Source organism: Streptomyces johnsoniae (assembly GCF_031845565.1).
Classification (GTDB): Bacteria; Actinomycetota; Actinomycetes; order Streptomycetales; family Streptomycetaceae; genus Streptomyces; species Streptomyces johnsoniae.
This window is the reverse complement of the sequence record NZ_JAVREV010000003.1, coordinates 87,832-112,903: the sequence shown is the minus strand read 5'-3', so window position 1 is coordinate 112,903 and position 25,072 is coordinate 87,832. Positions and strand designations below refer to the sequence as shown.

Here is a 25,072-nt window from a genome sequence, read left to right as displayed (position 1 = left end):
CGTCACACGACCGGGTTGGGCTGGTCGAGAAGCGTGGCGCTCTCGTCGATCATCTGCTGCGCCGCCGATGCGGCCGAGGTGTCGCCGAGCAACGCACTCTGCATGACCGACGACATGCGGATCTGGAAATTGGACCCCGAGCCGGTGAACCAGGTGGGCGGGTCGAGGACCGCGATCTCGCCCGCCTCGGCATAGGAGGACTGCGGGTCGAGTTCGGCGTACGCCGGGTCGTCGACCACCGGCTGGTAGGCCGGTATGTGCCCGGCGCTGGCCCAGGCGAGGCTGCGCTTGAGCATCTCCGCCACGTAGCGGTGAGCCTGACGGCGCCGTTCGGGGTCGGGGTTCTCCTGCCGGGGCAGCACGTAGCTGTGCGAATCGGCGTTCACGGCGGGCTTCCCGAAGACGTTGGGGAACGGCGCCGCGCCCAGGGGCCGTCCCGATTCACGCAGTCCCGGCATCTCCCACTCCCCCACCATGATCGAGGCGCCGCGCCCGTCGGTGAACGCGGCCACCGCCCCGTCGTAGTCGAGGTTGTTGGGATTGGTGCTGCCGTCGAACAGGCTTTGCATGAACGAGACGACCTCCGTCGCCGCGTCGATGTCCACCTCGGGCTCGCCGCCGTCGGGCAGCGAGAACGTGTTGCCGGTCTGGGCGTAGAGCCCGTTGAACAACCGCCAGTTCTGCGCCGGGTCGGTCACGTGGCCGAACAGCACGCCTATGCCGCCCTGGGCCTCGGCGAACGCGGCGCTCGCCGCCAGCATCGCCTCGGGGGAGCCCATCTCGACCAGGGCGCCGTCGGAGTCGAGCAGCCCCGCGCGTTCCGCGACGTCGAGGTCGTAGAAGTAGACGAAGGGGTGGGTGTCCAGCGGAATCGCGTACACCTCGCCGTCCCACTGGGCCCGCTGCCAGATCGCCGGCGCGAAGTCGCCTTCGCGCACGCCGAATTCGGCCAGCAGTTCCATGTCGAAGGGTTCGAGGAGGCCGCCGGGCGCGTAGCCCGCCAGCCGCGACAGGTGCAGCACGGCCACCTCGGGGGCCCGCCCGCCGGCCGCGGCCATGGCCAGCTTGGTGTAGTACGCGGAGCCCCACTCCAGGATGGTGCGGTCGATCTCGAAGGCGTCGGGTCCCCGCGTGACCTCGGCGATCATCTCCTCCATCAGCACCCCGTCGGCGCCGGAGAACAGATCCCAGACGCGCAGGGAGTTCGCCCCGCCGGATGCCGCGGGCGAGGCGCAGGCGGACAGCAGTCCCGGTGCCAGGGCGGCGCCCGCTCCCGCGAGCCCGAAACGCAGGAAGCCCCGCCGTCCCATCCGTGGATGGCCGCCATGCCCTGAGTGGTCAAAACTCATCTCGCACCTTTCCAACCCCGACGCCGCGGTTTTCCGGCCATTCTTTACATCGATGTACACCCGCTGTAAAGACTTTGTGGCTTATGCCTTTCTGTGGTACTAGCGCAACGCTTTGTGTTCTTCGGTCGGCCGAACGATCCGGGGCGCGTACGATCGTGAACCGGCTCAGGAGGTGGGTGGGTGGCCAGGCCCAGGATCAAGGACGTGGCGCAGCGCGCGGGTGTCTCGGAGAAGACCGTCTCCAACGTGATCAACGACTACGAGCACGTCTCCGAGCGGACCCGGATCGCGGTACGCAAAGCGATAGAGGAGCTGGGCTACCGCGTCAATCTCGCCGGCCGCCACCTGCGGCGCGGGCGGACCGGCATCATCGCGCTGGTCCTGCCCGAGCTGGACTTTCCCTACTTCGCCGACCTGGCCAACGGGATCATCAGCGAGGCCGAACGCAACGGGCTGACCGTTCTGCTGCACCAGACCAGGGCCGACCGGCAGCACGAGCTGTCCGCGCTGCGCGGCTTCGACTCCGACTTCGCCGACGGCGTGATCCTCAGCCCGCTCGCCCTCACCACCGACGACCTGCGCGGCCGCGGACGCACGCTGCCGGCCGTGCTGCTCGGCGAGGCCATCGAGCCGGGCTGCGCCGACCACGTCGCGATCGACAACGTCCGCGCCGCCCAGGAGGCCACCGAGCACCTCATCGCGCTCGGGCGCCGCCGCATCGTCGTCATCGGCGGCAGGGACCGCCCGCCGCCCGGCACCGCGGAGGCCAGAACGCTCGGCTACCGCAGGGCCCTCCACGCGGCGGGGCTGCCCTACGACCCGACGGCCGTGATGCCGGTGCGGCAGTTCCGTATACCGCACGGCGCCGCCGCCGTCGTTCGGGCCCTCGACACCGGACCGCGCCCGGACGCGCTGCTGTGCCTGAACGACCAGATGGCGCTCGGCGCGATCAGGGCCCTGCACGAACGCGGCCTGCGGGTGCCGGAGGACATCGCGGTCGTCGGGTTCGACGATGTGGAGGGCGGCCGGTTCAGCGTGCCCACGCTGACCACCGTCGCACCCGACAAGAAGGCGGTGGCACGGGTCGCCGTGGAGCTGCTGCTCCTGCGCATCGCCGAGGCCGCCGACCGCACGCGGGACGCCCCCGGGCCGCCCCCGGAGGAGCGGGTCGTCCCGTACACGCTGGCCGTCCGCGAGAGCACGGCGGGGCGGGGAAGGGCCTGATCGTTGCACCGGCGAACGGTGCGGCCGGTCAGCCGCCCCGGCCCGCCGTCCGGCCGGCGAGCAGGCGCACCAGGCCGAACGCCGCGCGCGTCCATGTTGCTCTCAGCCGCGTCGTGCGCCTGGGGCGCGGCGGTGCGGCGGGCTTCCATCGGGGCGCGGCGCGTGGCCGCTCCGGGCTGATCGTCAAGTCGTCCCCCTCCGGCGGATACGGACGGTTTCGTGGGGGTGGAATGCGATGATGTCCCCGCCGGCCGCCGGGAGCGCCCCCCGTGCGCGATTCGTGACCTCGCCGTGACCTGGCGGCGCCGCCGCCGGCCGTCGCCCACGCCATCGGGGGCAACGGTCGTGCGGACTCAGGTGAGTTGAGCGCTCTGGAGGGTGGTGTACGCGCCGCCGCGGCGCAGCAGCTCCTCGTGCGAGCCGATCTCCTGGATCTGCCCGTCCTGCATGACCACGATGCGGTCGGCGTTGCGGATGGTGGACAGCCGGTGGGCGACGACGAAGGTGGTGCGGCCGTCGACGAGCCGGTTGAGCGCCTGCTGCACCAGCGCCTCGGAACGGGTGTCGAGCGCGGAGGTGGCCTCGTCGAGGATGAGGACGCGGGGGTTGCGTATCAGGGCCCGCGCGATGGCGAGCCGCTGCCGCTGCCCGCCGGACAGGCGCGCGCCGTTGTCCCCGACGACCGTGTCGAGTCCGTGCGGGAGGCGTTCGACGAACTCCAGCGCGTTGGCGTCGCGCAGCGCCTGCCGCACGGTCTCCTCGTCCGCGGCTTCCATGCCGTAGGCGACGTTCTCGCGGACGGTGCCCTCGAAGAGGATCGACTCCTGCGGCACGACCGACACGAAGTGCCGGTAGGTGCGCAGGTCCAGGGTGGTCATGTCGGTGCCGTCGAGCAGCAGGCGGCCGGTGGTGGGGCGGATGAAGCCGATCACGAGGTTGAGCACGGTCGACTTGCCCGCGCCGGACGCGCCGACCAGGGCGACCGTCTCGCCGGGCCGCACGGAGAGGGTGAAGTCCCGTACGGCCGGGGCCTTCGCGCCCTCGTAGGCGTGGCCGACCTCGCGGAACTCCACGGCGCCCGCGACCTCCGCGACCTCGGCCTTGCCCGCGTTGTGCTCCAGCTCCGGCGCCTGGAGCACCTCGCCGATGGACCGCACGGATTCGAGGCCCTTGGTGATGACCGGGGTGAGGCCCATCAGCGTCGTCGTGGAGTTGGTCAGCGTCGTCAGGAACGCGCTGAGCATCACGACGTCGCCCGCCGTGATCGGCCACACCTCGTAGTAGGCGATCAGCGCGGCCACGGTGAGGAAACCGATGCCGAGCGCGTTCAGGAAGACCCAGGCCAGGGACGCGAAGCGGCCGTTGAGGAGGTCGAGTCGCTGCCCGGAGTGCAGCACGCGGCGCAGCGTGCCGTCCATCTTGCGCAGGGCGTCGCGCTCCAGGCCGTGGGCGCGGGTGATGGAGATCAGCCGCGTCATTTCGCTCACCCGCGAGGAGAGGTGCTCCACCTCCTGTCTGAAGTGCTCGTTGTGCGCCCGGAGCCGGCTGCGCAGCCGGAACACCAGCAGCGAGGCGACCGGCACCACGAGCAGGAAGACGGGCAGGAACTGCGGCGTCCGCACCCCGATGATGATCAGGCCGCCGACGAGCACCGTGAGCGCGCCGAGCCCCGTTTCCGAGGTCTGCTGCACCATTTGCTCGACGGTCTCCACATCGCGCACCACTTTGGTCTGGAGCACGCCGGCGCTGACCCGCGAGTGGTAACCGATGGACAGCTGCTGCATGCGCGTGCACAGCGCCGAGCGCAGCGCGGTGCCGGTGCGGCGGACGCTGCCGTACATCAGGCGTACCCACAGCAGGTGCAGCGGGGTGTTGGCGGCCAGGATGATCATGATGAGCCCCGCACTGCTCCACAGCCGCGTGAGCGGCAGGTGCAGCACCACCGTGTCGACGATGGCGGCGGTGACCAGCGGCAGCAGCCAGACGGGGCTGTGCTTCACCGTGAAGACACCGAACGCGGCGGCGAGCCGCCAGCGGTCCGCGCGGAAGAGGTAGGCGAGGGTTCGGACGGGATGTTCGCCCCGGTAGCGGTGGTCCAGCGGACCTTCCGACGACGCCACGGCAGAAACCTTTCTCATGACACACAGTACGGATTGGGCGTGTCCGGCAAGTCCGACGACTGCCGGCCCCTGCTGCTTCTCCCCCACCGGACCACCGCTCAAAGGCGCCACGGCAACCTGCCGACGCGTCAGATCTCTTGGCCCCGCTTCAGGGGACGTCGTGCCTCTTCGGGGCGGGGATTCTCCGGTTGCCCCGGCCCGCCCACCGACTGGGAAGTGTGATGAGCGTCAGATCCTTCGTGCTGGCCGCGCCCGCGGCCGAGGCGCCCGACAGCTGGGGCACGCGGTGGGCGACCGACCTGATGGACGCCCTCGGCGCCCCGGGCGCCGGCATCGTCACGGCCCCTGAGGGCCTGGCCCCGGTGGTGCCGAGCGAAATCGTCCTGCTGCTCGGCGGCTTCACCTCGCGCTACGACGGGCCGAACTACGTCGCCCTCGTCTTCTGGACCATGCTGGGCTCGGTGCTCGGCGCGGTCGCGCACTATTACTTCGCCGGCTGGTGCCCATCGTCAGAACGTTCGTCTCGCTGCCGGCCGGAATCGAGCGCATGCCGATGCCACTGTTCGTCGGCTACACCGCGCTCGGCAGCCTGGTGTGGAACGCGACCCTGCTGTTCGCCGGATACCAGGCGGGGGACAACTGGCAGACGGTCGAGCAGTACGCCAACGTGTTCACCGCCCTGGGCCTGGTGCTCGCGCTCGTGCTGATCGGCCGCTTCGTGGCCATCCGGGTCCGGGCCCGCCGCCGCGCCACGGCGGCCGGTTCCGGTGCCCCTGCCGAGGCGGAGGCCGCCGCCGAGGCGGTAGAGCCGACCGGGTCCGCGAAGTCCGCACAAGCCGCTCCGCACGCGGAGGAAGGTGCGCCGACCGCCTGAACGCGATCCGGGAAACGGGCGCAAAGCAACGTCGGTTTCACGCCAGATCCGCCGCTCGCCGTGCCGCCCCGGCAACGTGCCGAGGGCGGCGCGAGCTGCGGAGGCTCGGGATCGCACGGCCGTGGGCGGCCGGAGGAGTTGGCCGGATACCGGGCAACGGAACCACGACTTGTTTGCCCGCGCACACAAAGCAGGAATGGCCTTCTAGTGTCCGTTCGTGCAGGACTTCGGACACGTGAAGGAGCACAGTGCCCATGCACCACAGTGACCCGAGAGCGCAGCGGGTGCGCAGGAGACGCAGGAGATCCGCCGCCGCGACCGCCGTCACCCTGGCCGTGGCGGGCGGCCTGCTGCTCGCCCCGGGGGCGGGCGCCGAGGAGACCGAGGCCGCGCCGGGCGGGGCGGCGCGCGAGATCACGCTGCTCACCGGCGACCGGGTGCGGCTCGACGCCGCGGGCGGCGTGACCGGTGTCCGGCCGGGCCCCGGCCGCGAGGACATACCGATCTCGGTGGCCGAGGGGCCCGAGGGCACGTTCGTGATCCCCGCGGACGCCCGCCGGCTCATCGGCGAAGGGCTCGTCGACCAGCGGCTGTTCGACGTCGCGGAGCTGAGCAGGCCCGAGTACGGCCGGCTGGCGGACGAGGGCCTGCCGGTCATCGTCCGGTACACGGGCGACCGGCCGGCCCGGCTGTTCGCGGACGGCGGGCCCGAGGTGCGCGCCGAGCTGGACAGCATCGACGCCGAGGCGTGGACGGTCGCGCCGGACGAGACAGCCACCGCCTGGGAGGCGCTCACCGGCCCGCGCACGCTGTCCTCCGGTGTCGCCCGCATCGCGCTTGACGGGGTCAGGACGGCGAGCCTGGACCGCAGCGTGCCCCAGATCGGCGTGCCCGCGGCCTGGGAGGCCGGCCTCGACGGCACGGGCGTGACGGTCGCGGTCCTGGACACCGGGATCGACGTCACGCACCCGGACCTGGACGGCGGCAAGGTCGCCGCCGCGGCCAACTTCTCCGACTCCCCCGGCACCGAGGACCGTTACGGCCACGGCACGCACGTGGCGTCCATCACGGCCGGCACCACCGGCGACTACACGGGCGTGGCCCCCGGGGCCACGCTGCTCAACGGGAAGGTGCTCGACGACTTCGGCAGCGGCGCCGACTCGGGCATCATCGCCGGGATGGAGTGGGCGGTCGAGCAGGGCGCCGACATCGTCAACATGAGCCTGGGCAGCGAGGACACACCGGGAGTCGACCTCCTGGAGGAGGCCGTGAACCGCCTGTCCGCGGACACCGGCGTCCTGTTCGTCATCTCCGCGGGGAACGACGGGCCCCGGCCGGGCACGCTCGGTTCGCCCGGGACCGCCGACGCGGCGCTCACCGTCGGCTCGGTCGACGAGGACGACGCGCTGGCCAGCTCCTCCTCCATCGGCCCGCGCCTGGGGGACTCGGCCGTGAAGCCCGATCTGACCGCCCCCGGCGTCGACATCGCCGCGGCGGCGGCCGAGGGCAGCTACCTCGCGGACGGGCAGGAGCCGGTCGCCGAGGGCTACATGAATCTGTCGGGCACCTCGATGGCGGCGCCGCATGTGGCGGGGGCCGCGGCGCTGCTGGCGCAGCAGCATCCGGACTGGTCGGGCGACCGGCTGAAGGCGGCGCTGGTGGCGTCTGCCGATCCCGTCGCGGGCTACGGCGCGTTCCAGCAGGGGGCGGGGCGCACCGACGTCTCACGCGCCGTCGGGCAGACGGTCGTGGCCGAGCCGGTCTCCGTCGGTTTCGGCGAGCAGGAGTGGCCGCACGCGGACAACGAGCCGGTCACCAGGGAGCTGACCTACCGCAATCTCGGTACCGAGGATGTCACCCTCGACCTGTCCGTCGAGGCCGTCGGGCCGGACGGTTCGCCCGCGCCCGCGGACATGTTCCGCCTGGGCGCCGATACGGTGACCGTTCCCGCGGGCGGCACCGCCGCGGTCGAGGCCACGGCCCACACGGCTCTGGACGAGACCGCCCCCATCGGCGGCTACAGCATGTACGTGACCGCGACCGGTGGCGGCCAGAGCGTGAGCGTCGCCGGCGGCGTCGACCTGCTCCGGGAGTTCCACGAGGTGACGCTCGAAGGCATCGGGCTCGACGGCGGGGTGCCGGAGAGCTGGTGGCTGAACGTGTACGACCTCACCACGGGCGAAATCCTGGAGGTCCCCGGCGATCCGGCCGACGGCACCTGGCGCCTCCGGCTGCCCGCCGACCACGACTACCTGCTGATCTCCACCATGGGCGGGGACGGTTACAGCAACCGGCAGACCGTGTCGCTGCCCGGGCTCGCCGAGGACACCGCGGTCCCCCTCGACGCCCGCGCGGCCGAGCCGATCGACCTCACGGTCCCCGACCCCGATGCCGAGCGGTTCTACACCTTCGCCAACATCGCCCTGCCGTCCTTTGGGACGAACCTGGGCTGGGAGGACCACGGCCCCGACACCTTGATGCTCACCCAGCACATCGGGCCCGCGCTGCCGGAGGACGAGCTGATCGCCAGTTTCCAGGCGTCGTGGACCGGTGGCGAGGACGCCGAGTACCACGCGGTGGTCGAGCGGGCCGGCTCCCAGTTCACCGGCCACGAGCAGCACTTCACCCACGAGGACCTCGCCGAGCTGCGGCTCGTGCAGGGCGCGCCGACCGAGGGCGCCACGGGGCAGCTGGAGGTGTCGGGCAGCCGCCGCGGCGCATTGGGGCCCAGCCGCGACCTGCCCGCCGACACGACGCTGTACCTGACCGGTGGCACCTGGTCCTACACCCTGACCCTGTCCGGGCCGGGCGAAGCGGGCTCGCTGAGCGTGTACGCACGGGAGGTCACGGCGGGCGAGACCTACACGGACGTGCTGGGGGTCGGGGTCTTCGCGCCGGTCGTGCCGCCCGGTGGCGGGATTCGGCGCGTCGGCGACCGGCTCGACGTCGGCCTCACCACCGTGACGGACGGCGCGGGACATCAGGCCTACCTGTCCGGCGGCCACGGCACCGCCACGCTCTCCTACGACGGCGAGGTGATCCACACGAGTAACGACTTCATCCGCGGCTGGGCCGGCTTCGACGTGCCGTCCGCGGCGGGCCGTTACGAGCTGACCACGACGGCCGAGCGGCCCGATGCCGGGGTGAGCACGCGGATCTCCGCGACGTTCGGCTTCACCTCCGCCTCCGTGCCGGACGGGGAGGAGCAGGTGCTCCCGGTCTCGCTGGTACGCTTCGCACCGGCGCTGGCGCCGGACAGTTCCGCGCCGGCCGGGCAGGAGATGCGGGTGCCGGTGTCCGTCGAGGGCGCGGCGGCCGGGGACGGGCTCGCGTCGCTCACCGTCGAGGTGTCCTACGACGGCGGCGGTACGTGGCAGGAGATGCCCGTCACCGACGGCGGCATATCCGTGGCCAACCCCGCGGCGGGTGGTTCTGTGTCGTTCCGCGCCGAGGTGGCCGATCGTTCCGGCGGCACGACCGAGCTGACCCTCATCGACGCCTACCGGACCGTGTGAGCGCGCTTCGCGGCGCGGGCTCCTCACGGCTGCCCGCGCCCGCGAAGCACCTCGTTCACACGGGGGAACAGGCGACCGGACCAGGCGATCGGGACGGCCGTGGAAAAGCCGTGCCCGCAGCGCACCGGCCGTATGCGCCGAGTGCCGCGGGCCCGTCACGACTGTGTATCCGAACCGGCCCCCGACTGGTCGCGCACTCGGCCGGTCCATAAGGATGGGCCTATGCCAAGTGACGGGATTCATGCCGACGACACCACCAGTTACTCCCTGCCGGCGCCGACGCAGCCGATGGACCGGAGTGGTGGGCGCACGGCCGACGATGGCCGGTTGCTGGGTGGGCGCTACCGGTTGATGAATCGGCTCGGTCACGGTGGCATGGGTACGGTTTGGCGCGCGCACGACGAGTTGATGGACCGGGAGGTCGCGGTGAAGGAGCCGCGCATCCCGGACACCGTCCCCGAGCGGCAACGCGCGACGCTGCACGAGCGGATGCAGCGTGAGGCACGGGCCGCGGCCCGCATCAGTCACGCCTCGGTCATCACCCTCCACGACGTGGTCGTCGTGGAGAACCAGCCGTGGCTGGTGATGGAGCTGGTGCGCGGCGAGTCCCTCGCGGACGTGCTGGAGACCGGGACGGTCGACGTGCGGGAGGCGGCCCGCATCGGGCTCGCGGTGCTCGACGGCCTGACGGCCGCGCACGACGCGGGCGTGACGCACCGGGACGTGAAGCCGGCGAACGTGCTGCTCAGCAAGGACGGCCGGGTGGTGCTGACGGACTTCGGCATCGCGCGGATGGAGGGTGAGCAGGGGCTGACCGACACCGGTTCGCTGATCGGCTCCCCCGAGTTCATGGCCCCGGAGCAGGCGCTGGGCCAGCGCCCAGGGCCGAAGTCCGACCTGTGGGCGCTCGGGGTGCTGCTGTATGTCGCGGTCGAGGGGGTGTCGCCGTTCCGGCGGAACAACACCGCCGCCACGTTCCAGGCGGTGATGTCCGCGGAGCCGCAGCGCCCGGTGCGGGCCGCGGGCCCGCTGGGCGAGCTGATCGTGCGGCTGCTCGACAAGACTCCGGCCGCCCGCCCCGACGCCCCCGAGATCCGCAGCGTCCTCCGTGCCGTCGTCACCCCGCCGCCGCTGCCGCCCACCCGCACGGCCGTCATGCCCGCCGCCACCGGCCCGTGGCACGTCGGCCGGAAGATGCTGGTGGCGCTCGTCGCCGGCGGGCTCGCGGTAGTGCTCGCGGCAACGCTCCTGGTGGTGCTGCGTCCCTCGGGGGACGACGGCGAGGAGACCGTCTGGGAAACGCGGGAGGAGTCCGCTTTCCGCATGAACATCGCCGTTCCGGAAGGCTATACGCGCAGCATCGGCGAGGACACGGAGGACCACGTCATCTTCACCTCGCCCGACGGCATTTACCTCATCGAGGTATGGCTGCGGCGCGAGGAGGAGCGCGGCGCCCTCCAGGCCGCCGGTGCGCAACTGGGGGACATCCAGGAGAACTCCAGTTACGACGAGGTGGACGGCGACCACTCGGAAACGGAGTTCCAGGGCGGCGAGGCCGCGGAAATGACCGTGGTGACGCAGGAGTCCGATTTCGACGGGCCGCTGCCGCGCAAGCAGCGGATGGCCCTGTTCTACGGCCTGGAGGACGAGAGGCTGATGTGGCGCGTCCAGGTCTTCATGCCGGGCGAGGACGGTCCCACCAAGACGTACGGCGAGGAGCTGTACGCGGAGGTCGTGGAGCGGCTGGAGCTGGACGCAGGCTGAACGGGCGCCCGTTCCTCCGCCGTTCGACCGCGGGCAGGCAGGCGGAGTTCACCGCCGGGCCCGTGCGATCCTGGGATGCTGTGAGCGATCCCACTGCCGCCGACGGTGCCCGGCGCAACCCGGAGTTGCGCCGCGTGGCGATGCGCCGGCAGGTGGCCGAGGCGGGTTTCGTCCGGGTGGACGCGCTGGCCCGGCACTACGGCGTGAGCATCATGACCGTGCACCGCGATCTGGACGAGCTGGAGCGGCGGGGGTTCCTGCACAAGGTGCGCGGGGGTGCGACCAGCGCGCCCACCACGACGTTCCACGGCGACCTCGAACACCGGATGCAGGCCCAGGTCGAGGCGAAGCAGGCGATCGCGCGGGAGGTGCTGGCGAGCGAGGTCGAGCCGGGCCGGATCGTCGCGCTGGACGACAGCACGACGTCGCTGATGCTGGCGCGGCTGCTGCCGGAGCGCGCGCCGCTGACGGTGGTCACGCACTTCCTCCCGGTGGTGCGGGCGCTCGCGGCGCAGCCCGGTATCGAACTGGTGGGTCTCGGCGGCCGGTACGACGCGGCGTACGACTCGTTCCTCGGCCGCGCGACCGCGGATGCGGCGGCCGCGCTGAGCCCCGACGTGCTGTTCCTGTCGACCACGGCGGTCGCGGACGGGGTCTGTTACCTCCAGTCGCTGAATACGACGATCACGCGGCGGGCGCTGGTCGCCTCGGCGGCGCGCACCGTCGCGATGATCGACCACACCAAGTTCGACCGCAGGGCGCCGCACCGGCTGGTGGGGATAGCGGAGCTCGACCGGGTGGTCGTCGACGGGGGGACGCCGTCCAGGACGGTGCTCGAACTGCGCGCGCGGGGCGCCCGGATCGACGTGGTCGACGTGGTCGACGGCGTCTGACGCCGCGATGTCATGTGAAGTTCACCTGCGGAACGCGCCCCCTGTGGCGTGTGCCTGACACTCCTAGCTGCTGTTTCCGTTCCCGGCCCCCTCGGCGCCACCAAGATCAATGTTAAAAGTTGCGAAATCCCGGCAGCCTGCGTGTAATACGCCTCACTTCGGACTCGGTCGGGGAAGAGGTGCGGCAGGTGGCGGTGAGCGAACCCGTTGCGGTATGCGTGGACGCCGGCACGACGATGATCAAAGCGGTCGTGTTCGGCGACGACGGACGCGAACTCGCGGTGTTCCGGCGGGAGACGGCGGTCGGCCACCCGCGCGGGGACCGGGCCGAGCAGGACATGGCCGCGGTGTGGGACGCGGTCGTCGCCGCGGCGGGCGAGGCGATCGCCCACGCCGCCGGGCCCGTACGGCTGCTCGCGGTCACCGCCCAGGGCGACGGCGCCTGGCTCGTGGACCGCGACCACCGGCCGGTGCGGCCCGCCGTGCTGTGGAACGACGCCCGCGCGGCCGGCGTCGTCCGCGCGTGGCGTTCCGATGGCGTCCTCGAACGCGCCTTCCGCGACAACGCCTCGCTGACCAACGCCGGGCTGCCGAACGCGATCCTCAAGGTGCTCGCCGCGGAGGAGCCGGACGCGCTGGCCGCCGCGCACGCCGTACTGACCTGCGGCAGCTGGCTCTTCCTGCGGCTGACCGGGGTGCTGGGCATCGACGCCTCCGAGGCGTCCGCCCCCTGGCTCGACATCCGCACCCGCGGCTACTCCGACGCCCTGCTCGCCGCCTACGGGCTCACCGCGCACCGCGGGCTGCTGCCGCCGCTGCTCACCGGCGCCGACCAGGTCGGGGCGCTGACCGCGCGGGCCGCGGACGATCTTGGCCTCGCGCCCGGCACGCCCGTGGTGCTCGCGCCGTACGACATCGTCTCCACCGCGCTCGGCACCGGCGCCACCGCGGTGGGCCAGGCGGCCTGTGTGCTGGGCACCACGCTGTGCACCGAAGTCCTGATCGACGCGCCCGCACCGGACGGCGAACCCTCGGGGCTCACCCTCGACTTCGGCGTGCCAGGACTGCTGATGCGCGCCTTCCCCACCCTCGCAGGCACCGGCGTCCTCGACTGGACGGTCGGACTGCTCGGCCTGCGCGACCACGACCAGCTGTCCGCACTGGCCGCCGCGGTGCCGCCGGGCGCGGCGGGGCTGCGGGTGCTGCCCTACCTGTCGCCCGCGGGCGAACGGGCGCCGTTCCTCGACGCCGCGGCCAGCGGCCTGGTCACCGGCATGCTGTTCTCCCACGGGCGCGAACACCTCGCCCGCGCCGTGTTCGAAGGGCTGGCGCACGTCATCAGGGACTGCCTCGACGCGGCCCCCGGCCGCCCCGCCGAGCTGCGCCTGTGCGGCGGCGGCACGGCAAGTGCCCTGTGGTGCCAGCTGATAGCGGACGTCACCGGCGTACCCGCCACCGCCACCCAGGACTCGGAGGTCGGCGCGAAGGGCGCCCTGCTCTTCGCGCGGACCGCGCTGGGCGACTACCGGGACCTGACCGCGGCGGCCTCGGCGCTGGTCCGCCCCGGGCGGCGCTTCGATCCCGAGCCGGCGCTGCGCGACCTCCACGAACGCGAGCACGCGGAGTTCCTCGCCAGCAGGGAGCTGGCCGCCACCCGCTGGACCGGCTGGCGCGCCCATGTCTGAGCCCGTGTGGCTGGGAGTCGACCTCGGCACGCAGAGCGTCCGCGCGCTGGCGGTCGACGGCCGGGGCCGCACCGTCGCCGCCGCGTCCCGCCCGCTGCGCGGCCGCCGGGACGGGCCCCGGCACGAACAGGACCCGGCCGCCTGGTGGGACCTGGCCGCGGACGCGCTCGGCGAGTTGACGGCCGCGCTCGGCCGCCGCCCCATCGGCGCCATCGCGGTGTGCGCGACCTCGGGAACCGTGCTGCTGACCGGCCCCGACGGCGGCCCGCGCACCCCCGGCCTGATGTACGACGACACCCGCGCCGGGGCGCTGGCCGCCGAGGCGCAGGACGCGGGCGCCGCGCGGTGGGGGCGCCTGGGGTACCGGATGCAGCCGACGTGGGCGCTGCCGAAGCTGCTGTGGTGGCGCGACCGCGGCCTGCTCGGCGGCGGCGCCCGCCTCGTTCACCAGCCGGACGTGGTGACCTCCGCGCTGGTCGGGCATCCGGTGCCGAGCGATTCGAGCCACGCGCTGAAGACCGGGTACGACCTGGTCGGGGAACGCTGGCCCGCGGAGGTGCTGGCGCGGCTGCGCGTCGACCCCGCGGTGCTGCCCGAGGTGGTCCGCCCGGGAACGGTGCTCGGCCACGTGTGCCGGGCCGCCGCGGCGATCACCGGGCTGCCGGCGGGCACCCCGGTGATCGCGGGCATGACCGACGGCTGCGCGGCGCAGCTGGCCGCCGGCGCGGTGGACGTCGGCGAGTGGAACGCGGTGCTGGGAACCACCCTGACCCTCAAGGGAGTCAGCACCTCGCTCCCCCACGACCCGACCGGCGCCGTCTACTCCCACCGCGCCCCGCACGGCGATCTGTGGCTGCCGGGCGGCGCGTCGAGCACCGGCGCGGGCGCGGTGCGGGCGCTGTTCCCCGGTGCGGACCTCGACGCGCTGACGGCCGCGGCGGCGCTGGTGCGCGACGCGCCGCTCTGCTATCCGCTGGCCGGGCACGGGGAGCGGTTCCCCTTCGTGGCGCCGCAGGCCCGCGGATTCCTCGGCGACGGGCCGCTGCCCCACCCGCATGACGCGACGGACGCGACGGACACGGCAGCCGCGGCGACGGCGTTCGCCGCGGTCTGCACCGGGGTCGCGCACATCGAACGGCTGTCCTTCCAGGTGCTGGCACGGGCGGGCGCCGACGTCGGCGGGCCCGTCACGTTCACCGGCGGCGCGGCCCGCAACGCGTGGTGGAGCCAGCTCCGCTGCGACATGCTCGGCGTGCCGGTGCGGCTGCCGGTCAACCCGGAACCCGCCCTCGGCATGGCGGTGCTCGCCGCGGGCGCCCTCACCGGCGGCGTGCCCGCCGCGGCCCGGCGCCTGGTACGGGTGCGGCGCACCCTCGAACCCGATCCGGCCCGCACCGCCGCGCTCATGCCCGCCTACCACGCGTTCGTCCGCCTGCTGGCCGAACGCGGCTGGCTCGACCCCCGGTTCGCCACCGGCGCCGGATGACTCAGGAAGGGAACCACCGTGCCAGAACCGATCCGGGTGCTCGTCGCCGGTGACGACTTCGTGCTGAACCGGCTCATGACCGACGCGCTGCACGCGGACAGCGGCCCCGCGCCGTGGGACGTGCGCGAACTGCACCTGCCCTGGCCGCACGTGCCGTTCGGCCGGGTCGGCGAGGTCGACGAGGCATCGGGCTCCGAGGAACAGCTCATCGAGGCGCTGCGCGGGGCCCGGGTGTGCCTGACGCAGATGGCACCGCTGACCCGCCGGGTCCTGACCGCCTGCCCCCAGCTCGAACTGTTCGCCGTCTCCCGCGGCGGCCCGGTGAACGCCGACCTCGACGCCGCGACCCGGCACGGCGTCGCGGTCACGTTCGCCCCCGGGCGCAACGCCGAGTCGACCGCGGAGCACACACTCGGCCTGATGCTCGCGGCGATGCGCCGCATCCCGCAGGCACACGCCGGGATGCTCGCCGGCCGCTGGGACAGTGGCCTGTTCGCCTACGAGGCCACCGGTCTCGAAATCGCGGGCAGCACGGTCGGCCTGGTCGGGGCGGGCGCGATCGGCGGCCGGGTGGCGGCGGCGCTGGTGGCCCTCGGCGCCGAGGTCCTGGTGACGGACCCGTATGTGGAACGTTCCGCGCTGCCGGCCGGAGTGCGGGCCGTCTCCCTGGACGAACTGCTGGCCCGCGCCACGGTGGTCTCCCTCCACGCGCGCCTCACCGACGAGACCGCGGGGCTCATCGGCGCGGACCAGATCCGCGCGATGCGGCCCGGCTCCGTGCTGATCAACTGCGCGCGCGGCGGCCTGCTCGACTACACCGCGCTGGCCGCCGCGCTGCGCGCGGGGCACCTGTTCGCCGCGGGCCTGGACGTCTACGACGTGGAGCCGCTGCCGGCCGGCCATCCGCTGCGCGACGCGCCCCACGTGGTGCTCACGCCGCACCTGGCGGGCGCCAGCCGGGCCGTGGCGGAGCGCGCGGCGCGCATGGTCGCGGCCGAGGCGGGCCGCTGGCTGCGCGGCGAGCCGCTGCTGCACCGCGCCAACCCGGTGGCGGCGCACCCATGACCGGCCGGCTGCTGCTCGTGCGGCACGCGGAGACCGAGTGGCACCGCGACAACCGGTACGCGGGCGCGCGCAGCGACCCCGACCTCACCGCGCACGGGCTGCGCCAAGTCGACGCGCTGGCCAAGGGCGTGCTCGCCGAGCGGGTCGAGGCGGTGGCCAGTTCGCCGCTGCGCCGCGCGCTGCGCACCGCCACGCCCGCGGCCGACGCCCTGGGCGTGCCGGTGGACGTGGTGCCCGACCTGCGCGAGGCCGACTTCGGCGCGCTGGAGGGCCGTACGCGGGCCGAGGCCGACCCCGGGCTCGTGCGCCGGTTCCTCGCCGACCCGGTGGCGCACCCCTTTCCCGGCGCGGAGCCGCCGCGCGACGCCGCGGCGCGCACCGCAGCCGCGCTGCGCGACATCTCCGCCCGGCACGCCGGGCGGACCGTGCTGGTCGTCGGGCACAGCACGGCCCTGCGCCTGGCCCTGTGCGCGCTGCTCGGCCTGCCGCTGGCCGCGTACCGGCAGGTGTTCCCCCGTCTCGACAACGTCGCGGCCACCGAGATCCGGCTGCCCGCGGAACCCGGCGGACCCATGTCCCTGCTCTCCCTGAACCGCCCCTTCCCGCCGTCGAGAAAGGAAGTTCCGTGCGACGACTCCTCGCCTTCGCCGCGACCGCGCTGCTCGCCCTGACCTCCGTGACCGCCTGCTCCGACGAGGGCGGCGGCACGGGGAACGGCGGGGACGCGGAAAACGCCAAGATCGCCTTTCTGATGCCGGACATCGCCTCGACCCGCTACGAGCTGTACGACCACCCGCTGTTCGAGGCGAGGATGGCGGAGCTCTGCCCGGACTGCGAGGTCATCTACAACAACGCGAACGCGGACGCCTCCCGCCAGCAGCAGCAGGCGGACTCCGCACTGGCCCAGGGCGTCAGCGCCATCGTCATCGACCCGGTCGACTCGACGGCGGCGGCCTCCATCGTCAACACCGCGCGCACGCAGGGCGTTCCCATCATCGCCTACGACCGGCCGGTCCTCGAAACCCCGCCGGACTACTACATCTCCTTCGACAACGAGGCGATCGGCGAGAGCATCGGGCAGTCCCTCGTGGACCACCTGGACGAAACCGGCGCGGAGGGCGGGCTGCTCCAGGTCAACGGCTCGCCGACGGACGCCGCGGCCGGGCTGATCAAACAGGGCATCCACAACGCGATCGACGACAGCGGCTACGAGCTGCTCGCCGAGTACGACACCCCGGACTGGCAGCCGGCGGACGCGCAGGAGTGGGTGAGCGGCCAGATCAGCAGGTTCGGCGACGACATCGCGGGCGTGGTCGCGGCGAACGACGGCACGGGCGGCGGCGCCATCGCCGCGTTCAAGGCGGCCGGGATGCCGGTGCCGCCGGTGACCGGCAACGACTTCGAGGTGGCCGCCGCCCAGCGGATCGCGGCCGGCGACCAGTACAACACGATCTCCAAGCCCATCAAGATCGTGGCGGAGGCGGCGGCCGAGGTCGCCTACCAGTTCGTCACCGGCGAGGAACCCACCGCGGAGACCGAGCTGTTCGACACGCCCGCGCAGCTTTTCGAGCCCACCGTGGTGACCGCGGAGAACCTGCCGGACGTCCTCGCCGAATCCGACCAGGTCGACGTGGCGGACGTGTGCACCGACGGGTACGCGGCAGCCTGCGCCGAAGTCGGCGTGTCCTGACCGGGGAGGGACGACCATGACAGCTGTGTCCACGACCGGTCCTGTCCTGTCGCTGCGCGGCGTCAGCAAGAACTTCGGCGCGGTGGCCGCGCTCACCGGGGTCGACCTGGACGTGGCGCCCCGCCAGGTGGTCGCCATCGTGGGCGACAACGGCGCGGGCAAGTCCACCCTGGTGAAGATCCTCTCCGGCGTGCACCGCCCCGACGCCGGCTCCATCGTCTTCGGCGGCCGCGAGGTCAGCATCCCGGGTCCCGCCGACGCGCACGCGCTCGGCATCGCGACCGTCTTCCAGGACCTCGCGCTGTGCGAGAACCTCGACGTCGTCGAGAACCTCTTTCTGGGACGCGAGTTGCGCCGCGGGCGGCTGGACGAGGTCACGATGGAGCTGAGGTCGTGGGAGCTGCTGCGGCAGCTGTCCGCGAAGATCCCCTCCGTACGCGTCCCGGTGGCCTCGCTGTCCGGCGGTCAGCGGCAGACCGTGGCCATCGCCCGCTCCCTGCTCGGCGACCCGGCCGTCATCATCCTGGACGAGCCGACCGCGGCGCTCGGCGTCGCCCAGACCGCCGAGGTGCTGCACCTGATCGAACGGCTCCGCGACCGCGGCCTCGGCGTCATCATGATCAGCCACAGCATGGAGGAAGTGCGCGCCGTGGCCGACGAGGTCGCCGTGCTGCGCCTGGGCCGCAACAACGGAGTCTTCAAGGCCGCGGAGGTGTCCTCGCAGGACATCATCGCGGCGATCGTCGGTGCGGACGCGCTGCCGCAGCGCCCGCAGCGCCCGCACCGCCCGCACCGAGGGGAGAACCGTGGCGATGAGTGAGCGCCCGCTCGCGGAACCGACCGCCCCGCTCGACCTGCTCGACGAACGGCTGCGCCGCGGCGCCGGCCTGCGTTCGGCACTGACCGGAATCCTGGAGCGGATTCGCTCCGGCGATCTGGGCGCGCTGCCGATCATCGTCGGCCTCCTCGTCATCTGGACGGTCTTCCAGGCGCTGAACCCGGTCTTCCTCTCCAGCACCAACCTGGTGAATTTGCTGATGGAAAGCGTGTCCGTCGGCGTCATCGCGCTGGGCGTGGTGTGCGTGCTGCTCGTGGGCCAGATCGACCTCTCGGTCGGCTCGGTCAGCGGCCTGTCGGCGGCGCTGACCGCCGTCACGTTCGTCGAGGCCGGCTGGCCGCTGCCGGCGGCCATGGCCGCGGCGATCGGGGCCGGGGCCGCCATCGGCTGGGTCTACGCACAGATGGTCACGCGCCTGGGCGTGCCCAGCTTCGTGGCTACGCTGGCCGGGCTGCTCAGCTTCCTCGGGGTGCAGCTGTGGCTGCTCGGCGACACCGGCGCGGTCAACCTGCCGTACGACTCGGACCTGGTGCACTTCGCGCAGCTCGCGTTCGTACCGGCCTGGCTTTCCTACGTGCTGGTGGTGCTCGCCGCCGGCTGGCTGTTCGCCACCGGCTACGCGCTGGCCAGGACGCGCCGCGCCGCGGGCCTCTCGGCCCGGTCGACCCGGCTGCTCGTGGTGCGCAGCGCCGGCCTGCTGGCCGCCCTCGGATTCGCGGTCTGGTACCTGAACCGGGCCCGGGGCATCGGCTGGATGTTCGTCTGCTTCGTGGGCCTGGTGCTGGCCCTCAACTACGCGCTGACGCGCACCGGCTGGGGCCGTTCGGTGTTCGCGGTCGGCGGCAACGCCGAGGCGGCACGCCGCGCGGGCATCAACGTCAGGCGCGTCTACACAGGCGCCTTCGTCCTGTGCTCCTCGCTGGCCGCGCTCGGCGGGCTGCTCGCCGCGGCCCGGCTGGCCGCCGCCAACCAGGCGAGCGGCGCGGGGGACGTCAACCTGAACGCCATCGCCGCCGCCGTCATCGGCGGCACCAGTCTCTTCGGCGGCCGGGGCAGCGCGTTCGCCGCCCTGCTCGGCATCCTCGTGATCCAGTCCATCTCCAGCGGCCTCACGCTGCTCGACCTGGACTCGTCCTTCCGGTTCATCGTGACCGGTCTGGTCCTCGCCCTGGCCGTGGCCCTGGACTCCGCGGCCCGCAGGTCGCGGGCCTCCCACGGCCGCGCCTGACGCCGCTCCCCCGGCGGTCCGCAGCCCCGGCCCCCGTGCACCACGGCGGGCCGGGGCCGGCGGGCCGGGCCGAACGGTGTCGGGTCAGACGGCGTGGGTCAGGCGGTGCGGGCCGGGTCAGACGGCGCGGGCGTGGTCCGGTACGGGAACGTGCACGCGGACCGTCTTGCCCGCGCCCGGCCCGACCGACACCGTGACCGCGCTCCCCAGTTGGCGCACCAGCCGCCAGCCGAACCCGCCGGCCCGCCCCGGCACGTGCTCCCCGGAAACGGGGCGCAGGGAGCTGGCGTCCGACACGAACACCGCGACCCCGCGGGGCCCCGCCTCCAAGCAGAAGCCGGTCACGCCGCCGGCGTGCCTTATGGCGTTGGTGACCAGCTCGGACACCACCAGCAGGACCGCGTCGAGGTCGACGGCGCGGGCGTCGACCGCGGGACCGGCCAGGTAGGCACGGGTCAGATCCCGCGCGTGCCCGCTGGTCTGCGGGACATCCCGCCACTCCACCGCACTGCGCCAGGGCCGCGCCGGGCGCCGCCGCCCGGCGCACTGCCGCCGCGGCTGCCTTTCCGCCTTCGTCACCATGGGTGCCCCCACCGTCGTTCCTCCGCTCCGGCCGCCCCGGCCGGGGCGCGAGGGTGTCGTCTCAGCCCGTGGCGAGCATGCCCTTGCGCAGGCGGGCGAGCGTACGCGCCAGGAGCCGGGAGACGTGCATCTGGGACACGCCGAGGCGTTCGCCGATCTGCGTCTGGGTCAGCTCCTCCACGAACCGCAGGTGAATGATCTCCCGGTCGCGCCCGCCCAGCTCCGCGATGAGCGGGCCCAGTGCGTGGAAGTCCTCCACCAGCTCCATGCCCGGGTCGTTCCTGCCGATGAAGTCGGCGAGGGCGGTCTCGCCCTCCTCGTCGTTCCCGATGGCGGCGTCCAGGGAGGAGGAGTGGTAGCCGTTGGACGCCACCCGCGCCTCGATGACCTCCTCCTCTGTGAGGTTCATCAGGGCGGCCAACTCCTTGACCTTCGGGGAACGGCCCAGGCGCGTGGACAGCTCCTCGGTGGCACGCGCCAGTTCGAGACGGGCCTCCTGGAGGCGGCGCGGCACGCGCACGGCCCAGGTGGTGTCGCGGAAGAACCGCTTGATCTCGCCGACGATGTACGGCACGGCGAACGTGGTGAACTCCACCTCCCGGGTCAGCTCGAACCGGTCGATGGCCTTGATCAGCCCGATCATGCCGACCTGGACGATGTCCTCCATGTCGTCGCCCCGGCTGCGGAACCGTCCGGCCGCGTACCGCACCAGCGACATGTTCATCTCGATGAGCGTGTTGCGGGCATCCTGGTACTCCTGGGTGCCCTCCTCCAGCTCGGTCAGCCGGTCGAAGTACAGCTTCGACAGACTGCGCGCGTCCTTGGGGGTCACCTTCCGAGGGTTCTCCACCTCGGGAAGCCGCGCCTCCCGGCCGTTCACCGTCGGCGTCGCGGACGTCGTCATCACCGTCATCGTCCCTCCCGCAGTCGCGCTGTTGATCCGGCGCATACCCGCCTCCCGCCCGCCCAATCAGCGTTGCCAAAGCCACGGGACCGCGCGACACTGCCCGGTGGCCCGCCCGCACGGCGGGTACGCGTCGCGCGGAAGGGACCGTATGAGCAGCGGAACACTGCAGCCCGTGCTGACCGACGAGCAGGTCGCCCGGTTCCACCGGGACGGATACCTGCTGGTCGAGAACGTGCTCACCCCCGAGGAGACCGACCGCTACCGCAGGGCCGTGCTCGGCCTCCTGCCCGGGGACCTGACCCTGCCCGCGCACTGGTCGGTGCACAACGGCCGCATCAAGCCGCTGCACCCCGACGGGAACGACCGCTTCGACATCCCGGAACTGATCCCGCTGATGGGCAACGAAACGCTGTACCGGGTGATGGCCCAGCTGTTCGGCACGCCCAGGCTGCGCGTCTTCGACGGCTCGGTCGGCATCACCGTCCGCAATGACGGGCTGGCCGACCAGGTGCTCAGCCAGCATCTGCACCTCGACGCCTCGGTGCCCGCGGACACCGACTTCCTCTTCACGCCGCAGGAGGTGCAGCTCGGCGGCTGCTTCTACCTCACCGACGTGGAGCCCCGCGGCGGCGGCATTCACGTGGTGCCGCGCGGGCACACGATCGTCCGCGAGGAGGTCGAGGCCGCGCGGGCCGCGGGCGGGGACGGGCGGGCCCTGCACGACGGGTGGCGGCGGATCACCCACCTCGACAGTGTCGAGGTGACGGGCCCGGCGGGCTCGTTCGCGCTGCTGCACCACCTGATGCCGCACGGCGCCTCCCACAACCGGCGCCCCACGAGCCGCGTCGCGCAGTTCACGCGCTACGTGCAGATCCCCCACCCGCACGGCGCGGACGCGCCGCCGCCGCCCGGCCACTGGGACGCGGCCGGGCTGGCGGCCATGACGCCGCTCACGCGGCGGCTGTTCGGCCTCGACCCCTGGCCCGCCCCGGCACCGTGAGCGGTGCCGGGGCCGGTCCCCGCGGGGGCGTTCAGGCGTGCCGGGCGGCGCCGATGCCGTAACGGTCCTTGAGGTGGCGCCAGAAGTCCCTGGCCATCCACGTGTCGAACTCGGTGACGTGGCTGGCCGCACCTGCCTTCATCAGGAACCCGCCGGCCCCGGTCGGTGTCCAGTCGTAGAAGTCGTCCAGACCCAGGGTGTGTCCCATCTCGTGCAGGAGAATGGTGATGTCCTCCTGGCCCAGCGCGCCGCTGAAGTACTCCTGGCCCATCCGCTGGCCCCAGTCACCGCCCGCGCCGCCGCCGAAGCCGTCGGTCAGCCACAGCGACTGGTCGTAGTGCCGCGCCTCGCCTCCCGGGCACCGCGAGTAGTCCCCGTCCTGGTTGAAGAACCGGCCGCACTCCGGGGCGCACTGCGGCGCGCCCGCCCCGTCGAGGATGCCGATGTAGCGGTCGACGGCGTCGTCGTCCCATTGCAGGACGCCGTCGTTGGTCGCGGCCCATCCGACGACCTCGACCGGCACCTGCTGGTAGGGGAAGCCGTCGAAGCCGCGCATGCCGTCGAACCACTTGGCCCACTGCTCCTGGAGCACCGTCTCGATCCGGTCGCGGGTGGCCGCGGTGACCGGGGTGGCGGACTCCCAGCGCACGCAGTAGGTGAACGTGCCCTCGTTCGCGATCAGCTGGTCCCAGCCGTAGTTGCGGAAGCCGTACAGGTCCGGGTAGGTGCTCTCCACGTGCTGCCAGACCTCGTCCAGGCCCTGCGCGTACTGGGCGGGCGGGTTCCACGGTTCCGCGGCCCGTGCGGACGGCCCGTCCGCGGCGGCGGCCGGCGGCCCGGACACCAGCGCCGCCGCAACGGCCAGTAGCACCGCGCCGACCAGGCCCGGCAGCCGAACGGCACGGCGCAGACGTGACTTCACCCTCATCGCGGCTCCTGACTGTGTGGGGGATGGTGCCGAGCAGGTCGAGCACCTCCAGGTCGCCGCGGGACCGCGAAAGGTTGCCGCGCTCAGTCCGCCGGGCCGCCGCTCCGGAAGGTTCGCAGGTAGGCGCCGAATCCTTCCGCGCCGTCCACGATGCGCGGGCCGCTGATCGCCTCGTTGTAGTCGAGGATGTGGAAATTGTCCTCGCGGATCGCCGTGACCTCGGAGAGCGCGGGGAAGGACTTCAGGAAGGCGATCTTCTCCTCGGCCGGCTGGTCGCCGTAGTCGAGGATGACGATGACCTCGGGGTCGGCCTCGACCACGGCCTCCCAGCCGACGGACGTCCAGCGGTCGGTGAGGCCGGAGAAGATGTTCTCGCCGCCGGCCACGTCGATGATCTCGTTGGGCGGGGCCTGGTTGCCGGACGTGAACGGTTGGTCGGTGCCGGAGTCGTAGAGGAACACGCGCGGCGGCGGCCCCTCGGGCGCCTGTTCCGCGACGGCCGCGACCCGTTCGCGCAGCCCGTCGATCACCTCGGCGGCCCGTTCCTCGACGCCGAAGATCGCGCCCATCCGTTCCAGGTCGGTGTAGAGCCCCTCGAACGGTTCGACCTCCATCGGGTGCCCCGGGTAGTTGTAGCAGGTCTCGCTGTGCATGAAGCTCTGGATGCCGAGGCCGTCCAGGATCTCCGGGGTGATGCCCCGTTCGTCGCTGAACCCGGACTGCCAGCCCGCCACCACGAGGTCCGCGCGGGCGTCGACGACCAGTTCGCGGTTGAGGAGGTCGTCGCTGAGCATCTCCACCCGGGCGTACTCCTCGGCCCACGGCGACTCCTCGACGGGCGGGTTGGCCGGGGGCATGACGTAGCCGTGCACCGCGTCGGTCAGCCCCAGGGCGAACATCTTGTCCGCGCTGCCCGCCTCGTAGACCACGGCCCGTTCCGGCCTGCGGTACTCCACCTCCTCGCCGCACCGGCCGACGGTCACCGTGTTCGCCGCGTCACCGTCGTCGTCCGCCACATCCGCACCGCAGCCGGCGAGCAGCAGCGTGCCCGCCGTCGCCGGCACGAGGACGCGGCGTGCGGCGCGGCGTGCGGCACGTCGTGCGGCGGTCGTGGTGTCAGTTCTGGTCATGAGGCGGCTCCCGGTGCCGTTGCGGTGGTGGGGAAAGGGAGTAGAGCAACTGGACGTCGCCGGTCAGCGGGTGCGGCACCACGGTGGCGGTGACGCCGAAGACCTCGCGGACCAGCTCGGCGGTGAGCACCCGGCGCGGCGGTCCGGACGCGACCAGCGAGCCGGCGGACAGCACGCCGATGCGGTCGCAGACGGCCGCGGCCAGGTTCAGGTCGTGCAGGACGACGACGACGGTCAGCTCCGAGGCGCGCAGCATCGAGAGCAGCGCGATCTGGTGCTTGATGTCGAGGTGGTTCGTCGGCTCGTCGAGCACCAGCACGGCCGGCTCCTGCACCAGCGCCCGCGCCACCAGAACGCGTTGCCGCTCGCCGCCGGAGAGCGTGAGGATGCCGCGGTCGGCCAGGTGCAGCACGTCGAGGCGGCGCATCGCCGACCGGCACAGTTCGCGTTCCCCGGGGCTGAGCGCCCGGTTGCCGCGCAGATGCGGGGTGCGGCCGAGGGCGACGACCTCGCCGACGGTGAAGTCCAGCTCCGCGCCGCCCTCCTGGGTCAGCGCGGCGACGGACCTGGCGCTTTCTGCGAGCGAGAGCCCGGACAGCTCCCGGCCGCCGAGCCGCACGGCGCCGCCCGTCGGCTTCACGGCACGGTAGATGCAGCGCAGCGCCGTCGACTTGCCGCTGCCGTTGGGGCCGACGAGCCCGACGATCCGGCCCTCGGGCGCGTCCAGGGACAGCCGTTCCACCAGCGCCCTGCCGCCCATCTCGACCGTTACGGCGTCCAGTTCCAGGTCCATG

The 25,072-nt window shown here is 72.9% G+C and carries 20 protein-coding genes; 13 read left to right on the top strand and 7 right to left on the bottom strand.

The features are described from left to right. Positions 1 to 2: 2 nt before the first annotated feature. A complete protein-coding gene (locus RM779_RS06440) occupies positions 3 to 1,310 on the bottom strand; it encodes an extracellular solute-binding protein (RefSeq protein WP_311616677.1) in 1,308 nt (435 codons plus the stop codon). 219 nt (positions 1,311 to 1,529) lie between these two features. Here RM779_RS06440 and RM779_RS06435 point away from each other — a divergent pair, with 219 nt between their 5' ends. Further along, positions 1,530 to 2,573 carry a LacI family DNA-binding transcriptional regulator gene (locus RM779_RS06435; RefSeq protein ID WP_311616676.1) on the top strand — a complete coding sequence of 348 codons (1,044 nt, stop codon included), beginning with the start codon at positions 1,530 to 1,532 and terminating at the stop codon, positions 2,571 to 2,573. Positions 2,574 to 2,926: 353 nt separating this feature from the next. On the opposite strand, the gene RM779_RS06430 is transcribed toward RM779_RS06435, so the two are convergent. Further along, positions 2,927 to 4,711, bottom strand: a complete 1,785-nt coding sequence (locus tag RM779_RS06430; protein ID WP_394813235.1) for an ABC transporter ATP-binding protein — start codon at positions 4,709 to 4,711, stop codon at positions 2,927 to 2,929. 481 nt (positions 4,712 to 5,192) lie between these two features. Here RM779_RS06430 and RM779_RS06425 point away from each other — a divergent pair, with 481 nt between their 5' ends. The 11 genes from RM779_RS06425 to RM779_RS06375 all read left to right on the top strand — a co-directional run bounded on the left by RM779_RS06425 (position 5,193) and on the right by RM779_RS06375 (position 19,731). After that, entirely contained in the window at positions 5,193 to 5,567 is a 375-nt protein-coding gene (locus RM779_RS06425) for a DedA family protein (protein WP_311616674.1), read from the top strand. Positions 5,568 to 5,821: 254 nt separating this feature from the next. After that, positions 5,822 to 9,082, top strand: coding sequence for a S8 family peptidase (locus RM779_RS06420; protein ID WP_311616673.1), 3,261 nt, complete (start codon positions 5,822 to 5,824; stop codon positions 9,080 to 9,082). A 375-nt stretch (positions 9,083 to 9,457) separates the two neighbouring features. Further along, positions 9,458 to 10,846: a serine/threonine-protein kinase gene (locus RM779_RS06415; RefSeq protein ID WP_394813234.1), complete on the top strand. Its 1,389-nt coding sequence runs from the start codon at positions 9,458 to 9,460 to the stop codon at positions 10,844 to 10,846. An 80-nt stretch (positions 10,847 to 10,926) separates the two neighbouring features. Then, positions 10,927 to 11,739, top strand: a complete 813-nt coding sequence (locus RM779_RS06410; protein ID WP_311616671.1) for a DeoR/GlpR family DNA-binding transcription regulator — start codon at positions 10,927 to 10,929, stop codon at positions 11,737 to 11,739. 194 nt (positions 11,740 to 11,933) lie between these two features. Further along, entirely contained in the window at positions 11,934 to 13,424 is a 1,491-nt protein-coding gene (locus RM779_RS06405; protein ID WP_311616670.1) for an FGGY-family carbohydrate kinase, read from the top strand. After that, positions 13,417 to 14,910, top strand: a complete 1,494-nt coding sequence (locus tag RM779_RS06400) for an FGGY-family carbohydrate kinase (protein WP_311616669.1) — start codon at positions 13,417 to 13,419, stop codon at positions 14,908 to 14,910. The genes RM779_RS06405 and RM779_RS06400 overlap by 8 nt, the downstream gene beginning before the upstream one ends. A gap of 18 nt (positions 14,911 to 14,928) precedes the next feature. Next, positions 14,929 to 15,975 (top strand): 2-hydroxyacid dehydrogenase, encoded by a 1,047-nt coding sequence (locus tag RM779_RS06395; RefSeq protein ID WP_311616668.1) that lies wholly within the window; start codon positions 14,929 to 14,931, stop codon positions 15,973 to 15,975. Further along, the gene (locus tag RM779_RS06390) at positions 15,972 to 16,646 is read left to right on the top strand and encodes a histidine phosphatase family protein (RefSeq protein WP_311616667.1); all 675 of its coding nucleotides are present in this window, start codon (positions 15,972 to 15,974) and stop codon (positions 16,644 to 16,646) included. Before RM779_RS06395 ends, RM779_RS06390 begins: the two co-directional genes overlap by 4 nt. After that, positions 16,601 to 17,665, top strand: coding sequence for a substrate-binding domain-containing protein (locus RM779_RS06385; RefSeq protein WP_311616666.1), 1,065 nt, complete (start codon positions 16,601 to 16,603; stop codon positions 17,663 to 17,665). The genes RM779_RS06390 and RM779_RS06385 overlap by 46 nt, the downstream gene beginning before the upstream one ends. 16 nt (positions 17,666 to 17,681) lie before the next feature. Continuing rightward, positions 17,682 to 18,485, top strand: a complete 804-nt coding sequence (locus RM779_RS06380) for an ATP-binding cassette domain-containing protein (RefSeq protein ID WP_311616665.1) — start codon at positions 17,682 to 17,684, stop codon at positions 18,483 to 18,485. After that, positions 18,478 to 19,731: a sugar ABC transporter permease gene (locus RM779_RS06375; protein WP_311616664.1), complete on the top strand. Its 1,254-nt coding sequence runs from the start codon at positions 18,478 to 18,480 to the stop codon at positions 19,729 to 19,731. Before RM779_RS06380 ends, RM779_RS06375 begins: the two co-directional genes overlap by 8 nt. 117 nt (positions 19,732 to 19,848) lie before the next feature. On the opposite strand, the gene RM779_RS06370 is transcribed toward RM779_RS06375, so the two are convergent. Together RM779_RS06370 and RM779_RS06365 are read right to left on the bottom strand one after the other, a co-directional pair. Beyond that, a complete protein-coding gene (locus RM779_RS06370; protein ID WP_311616663.1) occupies positions 19,849 to 20,313 on the bottom strand; it encodes an ATP-binding protein in 465 nt (154 codons plus the stop codon). A gap of 61 nt (positions 20,314 to 20,374) precedes the next feature. After that, on the bottom strand, positions 20,375 to 21,226 hold the full coding sequence (locus RM779_RS06365; RefSeq protein ID WP_311616662.1) for an RNA polymerase sigma factor SigF: 852 nt from the start codon (positions 21,224 to 21,226) through the stop codon (positions 20,375 to 20,377). Between the two features lie 142 nt (positions 21,227 to 21,368). On the opposite strand from RM779_RS06365, the gene RM779_RS06360 reads away from it, so the two are divergent. Next, the gene (locus tag RM779_RS06360) at positions 21,369 to 22,220 is read left to right on the top strand and encodes a phytanoyl-CoA dioxygenase family protein (RefSeq protein WP_311616661.1); all 852 of its coding nucleotides are present in this window, start codon (positions 21,369 to 21,371) and stop codon (positions 22,218 to 22,220) included. A 31-nt stretch (positions 22,221 to 22,251) separates the two neighbouring features. Here the strand turns inward: RM779_RS06360 and RM779_RS06355 are convergent, their stop codons facing one another. From RM779_RS06355 to RM779_RS06345, 3 genes are all read right to left on the bottom strand, one after another. Next, the gene (locus RM779_RS06355) at positions 22,252 to 23,148 is read right to left on the bottom strand and encodes a hypothetical protein (protein ID WP_311616660.1); all 897 of its coding nucleotides are present in this window, start codon (positions 23,146 to 23,148) and stop codon (positions 22,252 to 22,254) included. Positions 23,149 to 23,231: 83 nt separating this feature from the next. Continuing rightward, positions 23,232 to 24,278, bottom strand: coding sequence for an ABC transporter substrate-binding protein (locus RM779_RS06350; RefSeq protein ID WP_311616659.1), 1,047 nt, complete (start codon positions 24,276 to 24,278; stop codon positions 23,232 to 23,234). Then, positions 24,265 to 25,071 carry an ABC transporter ATP-binding protein gene (locus RM779_RS06345; protein WP_311616658.1) on the bottom strand — a complete coding sequence of 269 codons (807 nt, stop codon included), beginning with the start codon at positions 25,069 to 25,071 and terminating at the stop codon, positions 24,265 to 24,267. Before RM779_RS06345 ends, RM779_RS06350 begins: the two co-directional genes overlap by 14 nt. Position 25,072: the final 1 nt, after the last annotated feature.